Annotated in this window: 17 protein-coding genes and 2 tRNA genes; 11 read left to right on the forward strand and 8 right to left on the reverse strand. The window is 69.3% G+C overall.

Going from position 1 to position 13,718, the window contains the following annotated elements; genetic code table 11:
• Positions 1 to 43 precede the first annotated feature (43 nt).
• From SPR02S_RS58830 to SPR02S_RS03010, 6 genes are all read right to left on the reverse strand, one after another.
• Positions 44 to 1,171 carry a DNA cytosine methyltransferase gene (locus tag SPR02S_RS58830; RefSeq protein ID WP_019055450.1) on the reverse strand — a complete coding sequence of 376 codons (1,128 nt, stop codon included), beginning with the start codon at positions 1,169 to 1,171 and terminating at the stop codon, positions 44 to 46.
• Positions 1,171 to 2,082: a DUF2637 domain-containing protein gene (locus SPR02S_RS02990; protein ID WP_019055451.1), complete on the reverse strand. Its 912-nt coding sequence runs from the start codon at positions 2,080 to 2,082 to the stop codon at positions 1,171 to 1,173. Before SPR02S_RS02990 ends, SPR02S_RS58830 begins: the two co-directional genes overlap by 1 nt.
• A complete protein-coding gene (locus SPR02S_RS02995) occupies positions 2,082 to 2,753 on the reverse strand; it encodes a GGDEF domain-containing protein (RefSeq protein WP_026150155.1) in 672 nt (223 codons plus the stop codon). The genes SPR02S_RS02990 and SPR02S_RS02995 overlap by 1 nt, the downstream gene beginning before the upstream one ends.
• A complete protein-coding gene (locus SPR02S_RS03000) occupies positions 2,750 to 3,199 on the reverse strand; it encodes a Pycsar system effector family protein (RefSeq protein ID WP_019055453.1) in 450 nt (149 codons plus the stop codon). The genes SPR02S_RS02995 and SPR02S_RS03000 overlap by 4 nt, the downstream gene beginning before the upstream one ends.
• On the reverse strand, positions 3,196 to 3,462 hold the full coding sequence (locus tag SPR02S_RS03005; protein ID WP_019055454.1) for a DUF6284 family protein: 267 nt from the start codon (positions 3,460 to 3,462) through the stop codon (positions 3,196 to 3,198). The genes SPR02S_RS03000 and SPR02S_RS03005 overlap by 4 nt, the downstream gene beginning before the upstream one ends.
• A 114-nt stretch (positions 3,463 to 3,576) precedes the next feature.
• Positions 3,577 to 3,762, reverse strand: a complete 186-nt coding sequence (locus tag SPR02S_RS03010; RefSeq protein WP_019055455.1) for a hypothetical protein — start codon at positions 3,760 to 3,762, stop codon at positions 3,577 to 3,579.
• A gap of 736 nt (positions 3,763 to 4,498) precedes the next feature.
• Here SPR02S_RS03010 and SPR02S_RS03015 point away from each other — a divergent pair.
• From SPR02S_RS03015 to SPR02S_RS03030, 4 genes are all read left to right on the forward strand, one after another.
• Complete coding sequence (locus SPR02S_RS03015; protein WP_019055456.1) at positions 4,499 to 5,257, forward strand: GntR family transcriptional regulator; 759 nt, start codon at positions 4,499 to 4,501, stop codon at positions 5,255 to 5,257.
• Positions 5,254 to 5,931 carry a P-loop nucleotide/nucleoside kinase family protein gene (locus SPR02S_RS03020; RefSeq protein ID WP_019055457.1) on the forward strand — a complete coding sequence of 226 codons (678 nt, stop codon included), beginning with the start codon at positions 5,254 to 5,256 and terminating at the stop codon, positions 5,929 to 5,931. Before SPR02S_RS03015 ends, SPR02S_RS03020 begins: the two co-directional genes overlap by 4 nt.
• A gap of 353 nt (positions 5,932 to 6,284) precedes the next feature.
• A complete protein-coding gene (locus tag SPR02S_RS03025) occupies positions 6,285 to 7,106 on the forward strand; it encodes a polysaccharide lyase family 7 protein (protein WP_019055458.1) in 822 nt (273 codons plus the stop codon).
• A 57-nt stretch (positions 7,107 to 7,163) separates the two neighbouring features.
• Positions 7,164 to 7,376, forward strand: coding sequence for a hypothetical protein (locus SPR02S_RS03030; RefSeq protein ID WP_026150157.1), 213 nt, complete (start codon positions 7,164 to 7,166; stop codon positions 7,374 to 7,376).
• 45 nt (positions 7,377 to 7,421) lie between these two features.
• Here SPR02S_RS03030 and SPR02S_RS03035 read toward each other — a convergent pair whose 3' ends face one another.
• Positions 7,422 to 8,078 carry an NAD(P)H-binding protein gene (locus SPR02S_RS03035; protein ID WP_019055460.1) on the reverse strand — a complete coding sequence of 219 codons (657 nt, stop codon included), beginning with the start codon at positions 8,076 to 8,078 and terminating at the stop codon, positions 7,422 to 7,424.
• A 143-nt stretch (positions 8,079 to 8,221) separates the two neighbouring features.
• On the reverse strand, positions 8,222 to 9,499 hold the full coding sequence (locus tag SPR02S_RS03040) for an amidohydrolase family protein (protein WP_019055461.1): 1,278 nt from the start codon (positions 9,497 to 9,499) through the stop codon (positions 8,222 to 8,224).
• A gap of 269 nt (positions 9,500 to 9,768) precedes the next feature.
• On the opposite strand from SPR02S_RS03040, the gene SPR02S_RS03045 reads away from it, so the two are divergent.
• From SPR02S_RS03045 to SPR02S_RS03075, 7 genes are all read left to right on the forward strand, one after another.
• Positions 9,769 to 9,841, forward strand: a tRNA-Thr gene (locus SPR02S_RS03045).
• A 46-nt stretch (positions 9,842 to 9,887) separates the two neighbouring features.
• A tRNA-Met gene (locus tag SPR02S_RS03050) sits at positions 9,888 to 9,960 on the forward strand.
• Positions 9,961 to 10,048: 88 nt separating this feature from the next.
• Positions 10,049 to 10,213, forward strand: a complete 165-nt coding sequence (gene rpmG / locus SPR02S_RS03055; RefSeq protein ID WP_004571794.1) for a 50S ribosomal protein L33 — start codon at positions 10,049 to 10,051, stop codon at positions 10,211 to 10,213.
• Positions 10,214 to 10,348: 135 nt separating this feature from the next.
• A complete protein-coding gene (locus tag SPR02S_RS03060; protein WP_019055462.1) occupies positions 10,349 to 10,801 on the forward strand; it encodes a MaoC family dehydratase N-terminal domain-containing protein in 453 nt (150 codons plus the stop codon).
• A 1-nt stretch (position 10,802) separates the two neighbouring features.
• Entirely contained in the window at positions 10,803 to 11,231 is a 429-nt protein-coding gene (locus tag SPR02S_RS03065; protein ID WP_019055463.1) for a MaoC family dehydratase, read from the forward strand.
• 212 nt (positions 11,232 to 11,443) lie between these two features.
• Positions 11,444 to 12,016, forward strand: coding sequence for a TetR/AcrR family transcriptional regulator (locus SPR02S_RS03070; protein WP_019055464.1), 573 nt, complete (start codon positions 11,444 to 11,446; stop codon positions 12,014 to 12,016).
• Positions 12,017 to 12,109: 93 nt separating this feature from the next.
• Positions 12,110 to 13,582, forward strand: coding sequence for a DHA2 family efflux MFS transporter permease subunit (locus SPR02S_RS03075; protein WP_026150158.1), 1,473 nt, complete (start codon positions 12,110 to 12,112; stop codon positions 13,580 to 13,582).
• Positions 13,583 to 13,718: the final 136 nt, after the last annotated feature.

The following is a 13,718-nucleotide window of genomic DNA, read 5'->3' on the forward strand; positions in this document are numbered from 1 at the left end:
GCTCAACTCCCTTTCAGGAATGGAGTGTTGGGGGTGTGTCGCGTCACGCGGCGAGGGTGTCGGACCGGTGTCCGGCGGTAGTGAGGGTGTGCAGTGCGGCTACGGCCTGTTGCGGCATGACGCCGTTGCCCAGCGCTTTGAGCTGTGCGGAGCGGGACAGGCCGGGTACGTCGGTGACGTGTCCGGCGTCCAGGCCCATGAGCCATTCGACGAAGGGCGGGTTCAGCCGTCCCAGAGCGTCAGTTGGCCGGGGAGCGGGGCGTCCGAGGACGGCTTCCCAGCGCGTGACCGCCGGGGCGTAGGCGCCGAAGTCGGCAGGCTGGCCACTTCCGCAGCGAGGCACTTGCCGTGCGTTCCGGCTTCCTGCGACGGAGTCCGGCGTGTCTGCCGGTTCTCGTTCGCCGACGCGCGGGGAGTCGGCAGCAGTGCCCCGCTGAACGTCACGTCCGTCAGCGTCGGGGAACTGCTGCGGGGGTTCGGGGCTGTCGACTGGCGGGCGCCCTTGGAGTCCCCGACCACTGGTGTCGGCAGGAGGGAGACGACGTGGCGCAGGTTCATCCCGCCTTGCGCCGCGTGCCCCGGACCGGTGTTCTCCGATGTCGAGGGCGTCGGCAGCAGCGAGGTGACGGCCGTCGGAAGCTGCCCCCGCTGCCCGCCGCCCCGCCAGTCCCGCGCCGCCGGTGTCGGCAGGCCACGCAAGGACGAAGAGCCGTTTGCGCTGGTGGGCGGCGCCGAGGTCGGACGCGCGAAGAGTGCACCACTGCGCATCGAACCCGAGGGCGGCAAGGTCGGCGAGGACGGTGTCGAATCCGAGAGAAAGGTGCCCTGCGACGTTTTCAAAGACCGCGTAGCGGGGTCGTAGAACCCGAAGGGCATGGGCGATGTGGGGCCAGATGTGCCGGGCATCGGCGGTTCCCTTCCGTTTTCCGGCGGAGCTGAACGGCTGGCACGGATACCCGCCGATGTAGATGTCGACGGGTTCCACGTCGTGCCAGCCGAGGGCGGTGATGTCCCCGAGGTTGGGCACGCCCGGCTGGTGGTGGGCGAGGATGCGGGCGGCACCGGGGTCGTTGTCCGCCACCCACGCCAGCTCCCCGCCGAACACCTCCCGCACGGCCATGTCCAGCCCGCCGTAACCGGTGCACACCGAACCGATACGCAACGGGGTCATCACGGCGTCCCGACAGCGGCAACGCGCTCGGCAAGGATCGTGTCGCGCAGCATGCGGGCGTTGGCCGGTGAGGTGTGGATCTCGCGGCGGATGCCCTCTGCGGTCACCTTCGCGTCCGGCAGGTTGGCAGTCGCCTTGCGGGCCTCATCGAGCAACTCGGCTTCGGTGCGCCTGGGTTGGGGCGAGCGCGCCACGTTGGGAACCCGGCCGGTCGCCGCGCGGGGGCGGGTCGATGCCGCCGCGACCGTGCGCTGGGGAGTCGACCCGATCGGCTTGGCCGGGGCCGACCCGAGGGCGGGTACGGGCTTGAGCGGCAGAGTCGACTTCACGAAGCCGACCGGCACCGGATCGGGCATCCGGACCGGGTTCGCCACGGCGGGCGTGATGATCGGTGCGGGGGTCGATTCGGGCAGATCAGCCGTAGACCGTTTGATTACTGTCTCGGTAGATTCCTCCGCATTCACGATGGGAGCGGGAATCGGGGTGGGCTGGTGGTGCAGGACCTTCGCGACGAGATCGGAGCCGAAGTAGATCGACCCGACCGGCAGCGACGTGGCGAGCAGGACCAGGGCCCAGTTGGCGGGGTCCCAGTCGGCAAGCCGTCCCCAGTCGACCGTGGCCCCGTGCAGAGCGGGGACCAGGCCATGCACGTAGTTGAGGACCAGCGAGGCGCCCGTGTAGGTGCCCAGCACCCGCAGTGCGAACCTGCGGTCGTCGCCCGTGAGGACGAGGGTGGCGACCAGGGCCAGGGCCATCAGGCCGTCGACCACGAACGGGTAGAGGGTCGCGGCGGTGTGATCCGCCCCGATCGCGTTCGCGATATCCCGCAACGCGTTCCAGGACACCCGGAACGCCATCCCGACCACCGCGACCAACGCGGCGACGAGCAGCTTCCTGCCGTTGGAGTTCATCACGCCACCTCCTTGCCGGTGGTGCCGGGCCGTCCAGTGCGGCGCCCGGCGGTGGTCGTGCAGCCGGGCGTGGCGGCGGCGGGGTCGTACCAGCCGCCGCCGGCGCGTTTGGCCGTGTACATGGCCTCATCCGCAAGCCGCATCAGCAGCGACAACGCCACCGGACCCCCCTGAGGGGCATCGGGGAGAAGGTCGCTGGAGAGCGAGGCACCGATAGAGACACCGACCGACAGGTCGGTGCCCTCGAAATGGAACGGGGCGGTGATCGCGTCGTGCAGCGCGTCCAGCAGCCACGGCAGAGTGTGCGTGCCGGGCAGCGGGACAGCGGCCACGAACTCGTCTCCCCCCAGCCGTCCTACGACCGCGCCGGGATACGCGGACACGGCGTCGGTCAGGCTCGCGGCGGTGGCGCGGATCGCCGCGTCCCCCGCCGCGTGGCCGGCCGTGTCGTTGAGGGCCTTGAAGCCGTCCAGGTCGACCAGGACCACCGCCGTGTGCATCTGGCTGCCCAGAATCCGCAGGGCCCGCCGCTCGAACGCGGCACGGGTCCACAGACCCGACAGCGGGTCCCGGCGAGCCTGTGTGAGGCGGCGGCCCATCAGTAGTCCGTGAACGCCCCACCCGCAGGCCAGCGGGCCCGCCACCGAAACAGCCGTGAGCAGCCCGTTCATGCCGCACCCCCCACCGCGATCAGCACGGCGAGAACGAGCAGGGCGCCGCCGGCCTGGGTCAGGTCGACCGCGCGGCGCAGGCCCGTGTACTTGGCGACCGCCAGGCGGGACAGCCCCGCGATGTCGGCAGCAAGGTCGCCGGATACCGCGTCGGCGATCTGCTCGGAGGTGAGGGTGGCCCACAGTGGGAAGCCGTGCCGGCCGCTCAGGTTGGGGCGTACCGAGCGCAGCAGCAGTCCCGCCGCCGCGACCAGCAGCCCCATACCGAGCGCGCCAACTACCACGGCGGGCGGGGTGAGCGGGAGGGAACTGCCGATGGTCCAGGCGCCGGCCATCACTGCGCCGACGAACGCCAGCAGCAGCGCGGTCTTGTTGTCGGTCCGCGCGATCTCCGCCTTCACCTCAGCGTGCGCGGCGGTCAGGTTCTGGTCGGTGGTGGCGCTCATGCCACACCGCCCGACGTGCCCTCGGCACCCTGGTTGGCCAGCTCGCGGCGGGCGGTGAGCAGACGGCGCCGGGCACGGCGGATGCGCTGCTGGTCCAGCTCGCTCGGGGTGCGGTCCAAGGTGATGAGCTGCGCGTCGAGCAGGTCGAGGTCCGCCAGGATGACGGGCATCTCGATGTTGATCGCGTCCAGTTCCGCGTTGGTGGGCTCACCCCATTCGGCGAACGCGGTAACAACCTCGTGAACAGTGACGATGTGCTTCATTGGGTCGTGGTTCCTTCCACAGGTGGAACGGCCCGAACAGCGGCCCCGGGTCTAGCCACCCGGGGCCGCGCGCCGTTAATAGGGATGTAGATCTGTCAGGGGCGGGGCGGCTCGTCAGTCCTTGACGGTCACGTCGACGACCGCGACGTCCTTGTAGCCCTGGCACTCCAGGTCCTGGCTGATGACCTCGGGGTAGTGGTGGTGCGAGACCCAGTGGCTGACCGTGGTCTCACCGGTGCCGTGGCCCCTCTCGCCGGTCTTGGCGTCGGTGGCGAACGCAGAAAACTTGACCTTCGGCATGAGGTGGTCCTCTCATGTGGTGGAAGTGGAACCCTCCGGCTCCCCGCGCTCCCATCCGTACGACCACCGCAGGTGTGCGGGCCGGACGGATGGGAGAGGCAGCCGGCCGCGGCGTGTTCCTGCCGCGACGCCGAGAACGGACCGGATCAGAGGGTGGTGCGGCGCCGCCGGCCGGTCCGTACGGCGGCGCCCGGGTATGTCGTCGGCTCATGCCGACCTCCCGCAGGTTGCAGGGACACGGCTTTCACCTGCGCGCCGTTGCCACGGTGTGCAGGTCCCGAGCCGGTGAATCGGGTGCGTCATCGTCACTGCTCTGACGCCAGCAGGGCGGCGCGTATCAGGTGGCGCGCCCGGAGGTCGGTTCCCACCGATCCCCGGGGCGTTTCTCCAGAGCTGACACGCAGGGCGGGAAAGGTTCACCCGCCGCGAAGTGGCCGCCAACGGCCATCACCCGGGCCGTCGCGGGGACGGGGAGTTGAACCCCGTCGAACTTGAATCCCTATTGAATTCTCAACCAACTGACGCTGCCTTCGTACTCACCCCTGCGGGCTTTCCTCCGGGCGTTGACGCTGCTCCGAGCCGGTACGCCCGCCATCAATGCGGGCATACCGGGGCACGATGACCCTCGGTCGACGTTCCGACCGGCGGGCACATCCCTAAGGTTCCCTAGGGTTCCCTGCGGTGTCAAGCGGTAGGGTAGGGAACCGCAGGGAACTGGTGAGAGGGAGCAGGCGACATGGCAGGTCAGGCCGACAATCGGGCGCCGTACGCGAAAATTGCCGCCCACTACACGGAGTTGATCGAGTCCGGTGAGATGTCGCCCGGAGAACTTCTGCCGAGCATCAAGAACCTCTCGGAGAAGTGGGGCGTGAGCACCGCAACGGCTGAGAAGGCGCTGCGCAAGCTGCGCAACGAGGGTCTAGTCAGGGGTATTCACGGCATCGGGACGGAAGTCCTTGACCGGCCCTCTTCGATGTCCTCGGGATCTCAGCGCCAGGATCGGGGCCGCCGTACCGGATCAAGTTGGGGGTCAGGCGAAAGGTCCGACTCGCATCAGGCCGCCATCGTTCCTGCGCCCCCGGAGGTGGCCCAAGCTCTGGGCGTCGCCCCTCAGTCCGACGTAATCCGCCGATGCCGGGTGTACCGAGACCGGCACGGCATCGTGGCGCACAGTACGTCTTGGATTCCCGCTCAGTACGGGAGGCTGATCCCGCAACTGGCGAACAGCGAGCGGCTGAGCGGAGGAACATCCCTCCAGCTCATCGCAGAGGCAACGGGCCTCCCGATCAGTCATCGGATCGACAGTGCATCGGCGCGGCTACTGACTGCGGAGGATGCTCAGCTCTTGGAGCTGGACTCTGAGAACCCGCCGGCGGAACCCGTGGTCGTGATGACTGCGAAGTTCATCGACAGTGAGGGGAATGTCGTCGAGTACGGTGTCGACCTTGGAGGCCCTGGTCGTACCTGGCGGACGGAATCGGAGGTTTCCCAGTGAGGACCATGGACGACACGCTCATGAGCGTGCTCGAAGTCCGCATGGGCAACCTGCTTGCCGCTCGCCGTGACGGCTTGCTCACTCCTGAAGCTGAAGCCGAGATGACTGCCATCTCCCAGACTCTGACGAGACCGATGTTCCTGCGCCCACCGTTCTGTGTCCTGATGGCTGGACTCCCCGGCTCCGGCAAGACCACTCTTGCCCGTGTTCTCACTGATCGCGGGTTCGTGCGCCTGTGCCCGGATGAGGAGATGTACCGCCGCCATGGCGTGTATGGGGTGGACTTCCCACGAGGCACTTTCCCCACCCTTGAGCGTCCGGTGCTTGAGGACGTGGCGGCTGAACTTCGCGAACACCTCATGGCGGGGCGCGATGTTGTGGTTGATCACGGTTTTTGGACCCCGGATGACCGCACCCGGTGGCGAATCATCGCGACCGACGCAGGCGCAACTCCGGTACTCGTCTACCTCGAAGCAAGCCACGACGAACTCTGGTCAAGGATCAACAAGCGCAACGCGGACCATGAGCACGATCCCAATTCGGTCTACTTCTCGGAGAGCGACCTCCAGCGCTACCGCACCCGATTCGTGCCACCCGAGTCGGATGAACCGCACGTCACCTTCGATGGTGACCCTGCGACCCTGATTGCAGTGCTGGAAGAGGCCGACGAGTAGGGCCGTTTCCCCCAGGCGTCCCCCGGCGGTTGCGTTTTCTAGAGAAACCCCTGGTCACGGGCGACGAATGGAGCCCGCTGTAAATCTGCCGGCTTAGCCTACCCAGGTTCGAACCCTGGCGCCGCCACATGATCGAAGGGTCTGTGATCAGCAGCAATGCTGATCACAGACCCTTTCGTCGTTCCTGGAGCGTTCTCCGCGGCATTCCCTTGCCCCGCCGCCGGTCTTGACGTGCCCGTGCCACGGTCCTACTGTCGCGACACCGCGTTCATGTTGAAACACAAAGTTCATCTATATGAACACATGGGCGTGCGCCAACCGAGTCCACAGAGCAGACAGGAAGGCACCCCCCCATGCGCATGCGTACGCTGCTCACCTCCCTGGCCACCGTCGTCGCCGTCACCGGCGGCCTCGCCCTCACGGCCCCCGCCGCATCGGGCAGTACCGCCGTCGGCAACACCACCCACGCCGTCGCCGCACCCCTGGCGGACCCGACCGTCGCGCCCGGCGGGAACTTCGACCTGGGGGTGTGGCAGCTCCAGGAGCCGATCGGTTCCCCCGGCTCGCCCACGACGATCTCGTCGTCCCGGCTCCAGGGGGCCAACGGGTTCCAGGACTCGTACTTCTACACGGACACCCGCGACGGAGCGATGACCTTCTGGGCGCCGGAGAAGGGCGTCACCACCCCCAACTCGAACTACGCCCGCTCCGAACTGCGCGAGATGAACCGCAGCGGCAGCGCCGCCGACTGGTCGCTCAGCGGCACCCACACGATGAAGGCGACGCTACGGGTCGTATCCGTCACCTCGAACGTCTGCGTCGGCCAGATCCACCTCGGCAGCGGAGGCACGTCCACCAAGCCGCTGCTGGAGCTGTACTACCGGTCGAGCGGCGACATCGTCCTCGGCACGGAGAACTCGCCCTCCGGCGGCCAGACCCTGCACACCGTCGGCAACGTGTCGGTCGGCAAGACGTGGAGCTACACGATCGGCGTCTCGGGCGGGAACACCATCAACCTGACGGTCAACGGGAGCACCACGCACTACGCCATCCCGTCGTCCTTCAACGCCTACAAGCAGTACTTCAAGGCCGGTTCCTACAACCAGTCGTCCTCCGACAGCACCACCAAGGGCGCCCGCGTCGCCTTCTACGGACTCACCGTCGCCCACAGCTGAACGCGCCCGAGCGAGCCTCGACGGCCGACCCGGCCTGCGGCGGGGCAGACTGATCCCATGTCGTCCCGCCGCAGAAGCTGCCCCGAGTGCCGTCGTGAAATCGCCGTCGTGGCCGGCCGGTTCGCGCGGCACGACCCGCCCGGCGCGCGGGAGAGCGGGGACCTCGTGTCATGCCCCGGGTCCCGCCGCCAGGCGGAACTCGGGGCGGCACAGCCCGCGTTGGACGGGTACGTGGTCCCGGAGTTCCCCGGCCAGATGCCACTCTTCTGAACGGCGGCCCACCCCGCCGCCGGGGAACCCCAGTTGCTCAGCTCCTCAGTTCCCCGCCACCGACTTCACCGCCACCGACACCGGCGCGGACCCACCGATCAGTTCCAGCGTCAGGCCGGCCGTCGCCGGGGTCTCCACCAACTCCGCGAGTACGGCGGCCACATCGTCGCGCGGGATCGACCCGAGACCGGTGTGCGCCTCCAGCCGGACCAGCCCGGTGCCGGCGTCGTTCGTGAGTGAACCGGGGCGCAGAATCGTCCAGTCCAGGGCGTCCAGGCCCCGTACATGCGCGTCGGCCTCGCCCTTGGCCCGCAGATACACGTCGAAGACGCCGTCCCCGGAGTGCGTCGGATCCGCGCCCATCGAGGACACGACGACATGCCGTCGTACGCCCGCCAGGACCGCCGCGTCGGCGAACAGCACCGCCGAACCCCGGTCCACCGTGTCCTTGCGGGCCGTGCCGCTGTTCGGGCCCGCGCCCGCCGCGAAGACCGCCGCGTCCGCGCCCCGTAGCAGGGCCGCGACCTCCTCGACCGAGGCCGACTCCAGGTCGAGCAGCAGCGGTTCGGCGCCGGCCGCCCGTAGATCGTCGCTCTGTTCGGCGTTGCGGATGATGCCCGCGACCTCTTCACCGCGCGCGGCGAGCAGGCGCTCCAGCCGCAGCGCGATCTGACCATGACCTCCAGCGATGACAATGCGCATGCCTTCGACCGTACGCCCGGACGGCCGCACGCGCCGCACAACTTCAGCCGCGTCCCAGCGGCGCACACCCGCGAGGGACGCGCCGGGCGTGCGGACCCGAGCCGCAGCGCCTCAGGCGTACGCCCCGGCGCAACAGCAGCCGCTCACGACAACTCGCCCCGCCCCTGCCGGGGCAGCCCCAACTCCGAGCCCGCCGCCGTGTTGCAGTACTCCCGCACCGCGCTGGTCCGTGCCACCACGCGCCCCCGGTGCACCACGATCCGGCTGTACGCCAGCGAGAGCGCGCCCGCGAGCCGGTCGCCGCGCACCGCGAGCAGTTCGGCCGGAAATCCCGCCTCGACCCGCACCTCGGGCAGACCGAGCGCCGCGCGTGCAGACGAACTCACCGTGTCGTAGGCATCCTCGGGCCGCATCCCGTGCCGCGAGGCCAGCAGGTAGGCCGCCTCCAAGGGGTCCCCGCGGCCCACCGGGTTGGACACATCGCGCAGGGCGCCGCTGCCCGCGGCCACCTGGACGCCGGCCGAGCGCAGCAGTCGTACGGGAGCCGTGCCCCGGCGGTCGACGCCGCCGCAGCCGCCCTGCGGCAGACAGACCACCGTCACACCGGCCGCGGCCAGTTGGTCCGCGATCCGCGTGACCGTGTCCGCAGGCAGCCGCCCCAGGCCGCCGCACGGGCCGAGTGTCACCCCGGGGCGCATCCCGCCCGCGACCGCCGCCAGCCGGGCCAGGCGGGTCGGGTCGGCGGCGTCCGTGTGCAGGTCGACCGGGCAGCCGTGCTCGGCCGCGACCTCCAGGACGGCCTCCACGTACCCGGTCGGATCGGGGTCCAGATCTGGACAACCGCCCACTACGGAGGCACCCATTTTCAACGCGTCCCGCAGCATCGCGAGCCCGTCCGCCCCCGCCACCCCGGTCAGCAGCCGAGGCATCGCCACCGCCGTCAACTCCGCCAGCCCCCGCAGCGCCCGCCGCGCCCGCAGTACGGCGGCCAGCGCGCTCAGCCCCTGAACGTCCCCCACGCGCACGTGTGCCCGCTGCGCCGTGGCCCCGTGCCCGAGTTGCAGCAGCGCGGCCTCCGTGGCGCGGCGCTGGACGTCCTGGGGGTCGTAGGAGACCGGTCCGCCGTTCTCGGCCGACAGGGCGGTGTCACTGTGCGTGTGCGGCTCGGCCGGGGCCGGGAGGAGGAGGTAGCCGCTGAGGTCCACGCGCGCGCCGCACGCGCGCGTGGCGTCCGTCGCCAGGCTGCCGGCCGTGCCGACCGCCTCGATGCGCCCGCCGCCCAGCCGTACGTCCACGGTCCGGCCGTCGGTCAGCCGGGCCCCGCACAGCAGGAGCGCGGCCGGGTCGGCCGGTCCCGACGAGCCTGAGGAACCCGACGGGCCAGACGACGAATGGGACGGCTGGGGCTGGCTGTCGGGCATCGCGCTCCAGGGGCTCAGGGCTTCGCGGGCTCGGGGCTTCGGGGCTCAGGACTGGGGACCGCGCAAAGGGGCGCAAGATCACGCAGAGTGAGTCGAGCCTAGGGCGGTGATCCGCTCACGGCCGGGAGGAGCGCAATAGTCGTACCGGTGTGGTCCCCCATATGGGAGGGGCCCTTGAGGCCTCTGGGAGGGCCCTGGAAGCGGCTGGAGCGGTGCCGCGAAACGGATTTGGGCGAACGGCTGCGGAGCGTGTAATGTCTTCATCGCTCGCCCCAATAGCTCAGTCGGTAGAGCGTCTCCATGGTAAGGAGAAGGTCTACGGTTCGATTCCGTATTGGGGCTCTGGTGTGAAAGGTTCTCGTCGCAAGATGGGAACCGATCGCATCACAGCGGTGTAGCTCAGTCGGTAGAGCAAGCGGCTCATAATCGCTGTGTCACCGGTTCAAGTCCGGTCACCGCTACTGACAGTAGCCGATTGCGGGGTCGGTCCTTCGATCGGCTACTCTGTTATGCGTTCATAGTCCCATCCGTTCGTCAAGGAGCACTCCTGTGGCTGCCACCGACGTCCGCCCGAAGATCACGCTGGCCTGCGTGGAGTGCAAGGAGCGGAACTACATCACCAAGAAGAACCGGCGTAACGACCCGGACCGTCTTGAGATGAAGAAGCACTGCCCGCGTTGCAATGCGCACACCGCGCATCGCGAAACGCGATAAGAATCAGGCTCGTACACGAGGCCGTCCCCGAAGTCTGGGGGCGGCCTCGCGTCGTTCTCCACACAGCAGGCCACTCAGCAGCAGGCCACTCAGCAGCAGGCCACACGGCAGCAGGAACATCAGGAGGTACGGGCCATGGCGCTCGACCAGTCCTTCGTGGGGCGGACCTACCCGCCCACCGACCCCTACGAGGTGGGCCGGGAGAAGATCCGCGAGTTCGCGGAGGCGGTGGGCGACGCCAACCCGGCGTACACGGATCCGGAGGCCGCCAAGGCGCTCGGTCACCCCGATGTGATCGCCCCGCCGACCTTCGTCTTCTCCATCACGTTCAAGGCCGCCGGACAGGTCGTCCAGGACCCGCAGCTGGGCCTCGACTACACCCGGGTCGTGCACGGCGACCAGAAGTTCGTCTACGTCCGCCCGGTGCGCGCCGGCGACCGCCTCACCGTCACCTCCACGATCGAGGCGGTCAAGTCGATGGCGGGCAACGACATCCTGGACATCCGCGGCGAGGTCCACGACGAGGCCGGCGAGCACGTCGTGACCGCTTGGACCAAGCTTGTGGCCCGCGCGGCGGAGGAGAACTGACATGACGGCGAAGATCGCGTACGACGACGTCGAGGTCGGCACCGAGCTGCCGGCCCAGACCTTCCCCGTGACCCGCGCGGCCCTCGTCCAGTACGCGGGTGCCTCCGGGGACTTCAACCCGATCCACTGGAACGAGAAGTTCGCCAAGGGGGTCGGGCTCCCGGACGTCATCGCGCACGGCATGTTCACCATGGCCGAGGTGATCCGCGTGGTCACCGACTGGACCGGCGACCCGGGCGCGGTCGCCGAGTACGGCGTCCGCTTCACCAAGCCCGTCGTCGTCCCGAACGACGACCAGGGCGCGACCGTAGAGGTCAGCGCCAAGGTCGCCGCCAAGCTCGACGACAACACGGTCCGCGTGGACCTGGTGGCGATGAGCGCCGGGCAGAAGGTGCTCGGGATGTCGCGGGCGGTCGTACGACTGGCGTGAGCTGAGGTACGGGGCGTCCGCAATGGCGGGCGCCCCTTACGTGCGGGTCGGCCAGGGCCGATTCGGTCCCGGTCACTGGCAGTGACGCCGGCCAGTATCGGAGCCGTCCCGCCTGTGCGTCGCGTCACAGCGCGGAACGGCGTGCCACTCCCTGGAAGCCCGCCGCGCGGTACCCCTTGACGTAGTTAGTGATTGAGTACTAACTTTCTCGCATGGTCAGGATGAGCGCAGAAGAGAGGCGCGAAAGCGTCGTCCGCGCGGCGATCGCCGAGTTCGCGCAGCGGGGGTACTACGGCACCTCCACCGAGGCGATCGCCAAGCGGGTCGGTGTCTCGCAGCCGTATCTCTTCCGGCTCTTCCCGGGCAAGAAGGCGATCTTCGCGGCGGCCTCGCTGCGGTGCGTGGACGACGTGTGCCGGGCGCTGGAGGAGGCGGGCAAGGGGCTGGAGGGCGAGGAAGCCCTGCATGCCATGGCCGACGCCTATGTGCGGCTCATCACGGAGAATCCCGAGAAGCTCCAGATGCAGATGCAGACGTACATCACCGTGGCCGCCGCCGAGGCGGAGGGTGACCACGAGTTCGGCGAGGTCGTGCGGAACGGCTGGATGAAGCTCTGGGAGATCGTGCATCTGCCGCTCGGGGCGGACGTCGAGGAGACCACGACCTTCATGGCGTACGGAATGCTGATCAACACCCTTGCGGCCATGGGTTTTCCACCCGAGCACCGGGTCTGGGAAGGGCTGTATCCGGAGGCCCGGGTCACCGGTCGGCTGGAGAAGTCGTAGTAGCGGGCAAGGGGCGGATTCTGCGCCTTTTCCTGCCCGGCAAAGTTAGTCATCAATAACTAATCATCGGTACGAGCACCCTTTGGGGGAGCGATGTCACAACCAACCGCACGTCGCGGGGGAATGGTCTGGGCCCTCGTCATCACCAGCGTCGCCGGATTCATGGCGGCCCTGGACAACCTCGTCGTCACCACCGCCCTGCCGTCCATCCGCAAGGACCTCGGGGGCGCGCTGGGCGACCTGGAATGGACCGTGAGCGCCTACACGCTCACCTTCGCCGTCCTGCTGATGTTCGGCGCGGCACTCGGCGACCGGTTCGGGCGCCGCCGGCTCTTCCTCGTCGGCATCACCGTCTTCACCGTCGCCTCCGCCGCCGCGGCCATGGCGCCCGGGATCGAGTCCCTGATCGCGGCCCGCGCGGTCCAAGGCGTCGGCGCGGCGATCATGATGCCGCTGACGCTGACCCTGCTGACGGCGGCCGTGCCCGTCGCCAAGCGCGGGATGGCGTACGGCATATGGGGCGCGGTGAACGGACTCGCCGTCGCCTCCGGACCCCTCATCGGCGGCAGCCTCACCGAGCACATCTCCTGGCACTGGATCTTCTGGCTGAACGTCCCGCTCGGCCTGGCCCTGCTGCCGCTGGCCCGACTGCGCCTCTCCGAGTCGCACGGCACCGGCGCCCCGCTGGACTTCCCCGGCACCCTGCTCGTCAGCGGCGGCCTCTTCGGCATCGTCTACGGCCTGGTCCGCGGGCCCGCCGACGGCTGGACCAGCTCGCTCGTCCTCACCGGGCTGTTCGCGGGGAGCGCGCTGTTCGCCGGGTTCATCATCTACAGCGTCAACGCCAAGAACCCCATGCTCCCGATGCGGCTGTTCCGCTCCCGCGCCTTCTCCGGGATCAACGCGGCGAGCCTGCTGATGTTCCTCGGGATGTTCGGCTCGATCTTCCTGCTCAGCCAGTACATGCAGGGCGTCCTCGGCTACTCGCCCACCGAGGCGGGCCTGCGGATGCTCCCCTGGACCGGTATGCCGATGCTCGTCGCCCCCATCGCGGGCATCCTCTCCGACCGCATCGGCGGCCGCCCGGTCGTCGCCGCGGGCCTCTTCCTCCAGGCGGCCGGTCTCGGCTGGATGTCCTACGTAGTCACCACGAAAGTCTCCTACGGCGCTCAGCTCCCCGGTCTGATCCTCAGCGGCATCGGCATGGCCCTGTTCTTCGCGCCGGCCTCCAACCTGGTCATGTCCAGCGTCCGCCCCCAGGAGCAGGGCATCGCCTCCGGCGCCAACAACGCGCTCCGCGAGGTGGGCGGCGCCCTCGGCATCGCGATCATGGCGTCGATCTTCTCGGCCCAGGGCGGCTACCAGACCGCACAGACCTTCGTCGACGGCCTGAAGCCCGCGCTGGTCACCGGGGCCGCGGTGGTCGCCCTCGCCGGGGTCGCGACGCTGCTGATCCCGACGAAGCGGCGGGCGGCGGAGCTTGCGGCGACGTCTGGTTCGGCGGGGGCTTCGGACTCCGTCGGGGCTTCGGAGTCCGACTCGGTACTGGAGAACGCCGGTCGCTGAGCCGGACACCTGGCACGCACGCGTGGGGCCCCACCTTGCCGGTGGGGCCCACGCGCGTGTGCGGCTTCGCCGGTGGGGCTTCATGTGGGGCGGTGTCTGCCGTTGCCGGGGGGGAGCTTCACGCGTGCGTGGACTT

The organism is Streptomyces prunicolor NBRC 13075 (assembly GCF_000367365.1).
Classification (GTDB): Bacteria; Actinomycetota; Actinomycetes; order Streptomycetales; family Streptomycetaceae; genus Streptomyces; species Streptomyces prunicolor.

Excerpts from the sequence above, each read along its gene's own strand:
- SPR02S_RS58830 (WP_019055450.1), bottom strand. The coding sequence starts at position 1,171 with ATGACCCCGTTGCGTATCGGTTCGGTGTGCACCGGTTACGGCGGGCTG.
- SPR02S_RS02990 (WP_019055451.1), bottom strand. The coding sequence starts at position 2,082 with ATGAACTCCAACGGCAGGAAGCTGCTCGTCGCCGCGTTGGTCGCGGTG.
- SPR02S_RS02995 (WP_026150155.1), bottom strand. The coding sequence starts at position 2,753 with ATGAACGGGCTGCTCACGGCTGTTTCGGTGGCGGGCCCGCTGGCCTGC.
- SPR02S_RS03000 (WP_019055453.1), bottom strand. The coding sequence starts at position 3,199 with ATGAGCGCCACCACCGACCAGAACCTGACCGCCGCGCACGCTGAGGTG.
- SPR02S_RS03005 (WP_019055454.1), bottom strand. The coding sequence starts at position 3,462 with ATGAAGCACATCGTCACTGTTCACGAGGTTGTTACCGCGTTCGCCGAA.
- SPR02S_RS03010 (WP_019055455.1), bottom strand. The coding sequence starts at position 3,762 with ATGCCGAAGGTCAAGTTTTCTGCGTTCGCCACCGACGCCAAGACCGGC.
- SPR02S_RS03015 (WP_019055456.1), top strand. The coding sequence starts at position 4,499 with ATGGCAGGTCAGGCCGACAATCGGGCGCCGTACGCGAAAATTGCCGCC.
- SPR02S_RS03025 (WP_019055458.1), top strand. The coding sequence starts at position 6,285 with ATGCGCATGCGTACGCTGCTCACCTCCCTGGCCACCGTCGTCGCCGTC.
- SPR02S_RS03030 (WP_026150157.1), top strand. The coding sequence starts at position 7,164 with ATGTCGTCCCGCCGCAGAAGCTGCCCCGAGTGCCGTCGTGAAATCGCC.
- SPR02S_RS03035 (WP_019055460.1), bottom strand. The coding sequence starts at position 8,078 with ATGCGCATTGTCATCGCTGGAGGTCATGGTCAGATCGCGCTGCGGCTG.
- SPR02S_RS03040 (WP_019055461.1), bottom strand. The coding sequence starts at position 9,499 with ATGCCCGACAGCCAGCCCCAGCCGTCCCATTCGTCGTCTGGCCCGTCG.
- SPR02S_RS03060 (WP_019055462.1), top strand. The coding sequence starts at position 10,349 with ATGGCGCTCGACCAGTCCTTCGTGGGGCGGACCTACCCGCCCACCGAC.
- SPR02S_RS03065 (WP_019055463.1), top strand. The coding sequence starts at position 10,803 with ATGACGGCGAAGATCGCGTACGACGACGTCGAGGTCGGCACCGAGCTG.
- SPR02S_RS03070 (WP_019055464.1), top strand. The coding sequence starts at position 11,444 with ATGGTCAGGATGAGCGCAGAAGAGAGGCGCGAAAGCGTCGTCCGCGCG.
- SPR02S_RS03075 (WP_026150158.1), top strand. The coding sequence starts at position 12,110 with ATGTCACAACCAACCGCACGTCGCGGGGGAATGGTCTGGGCCCTCGTC.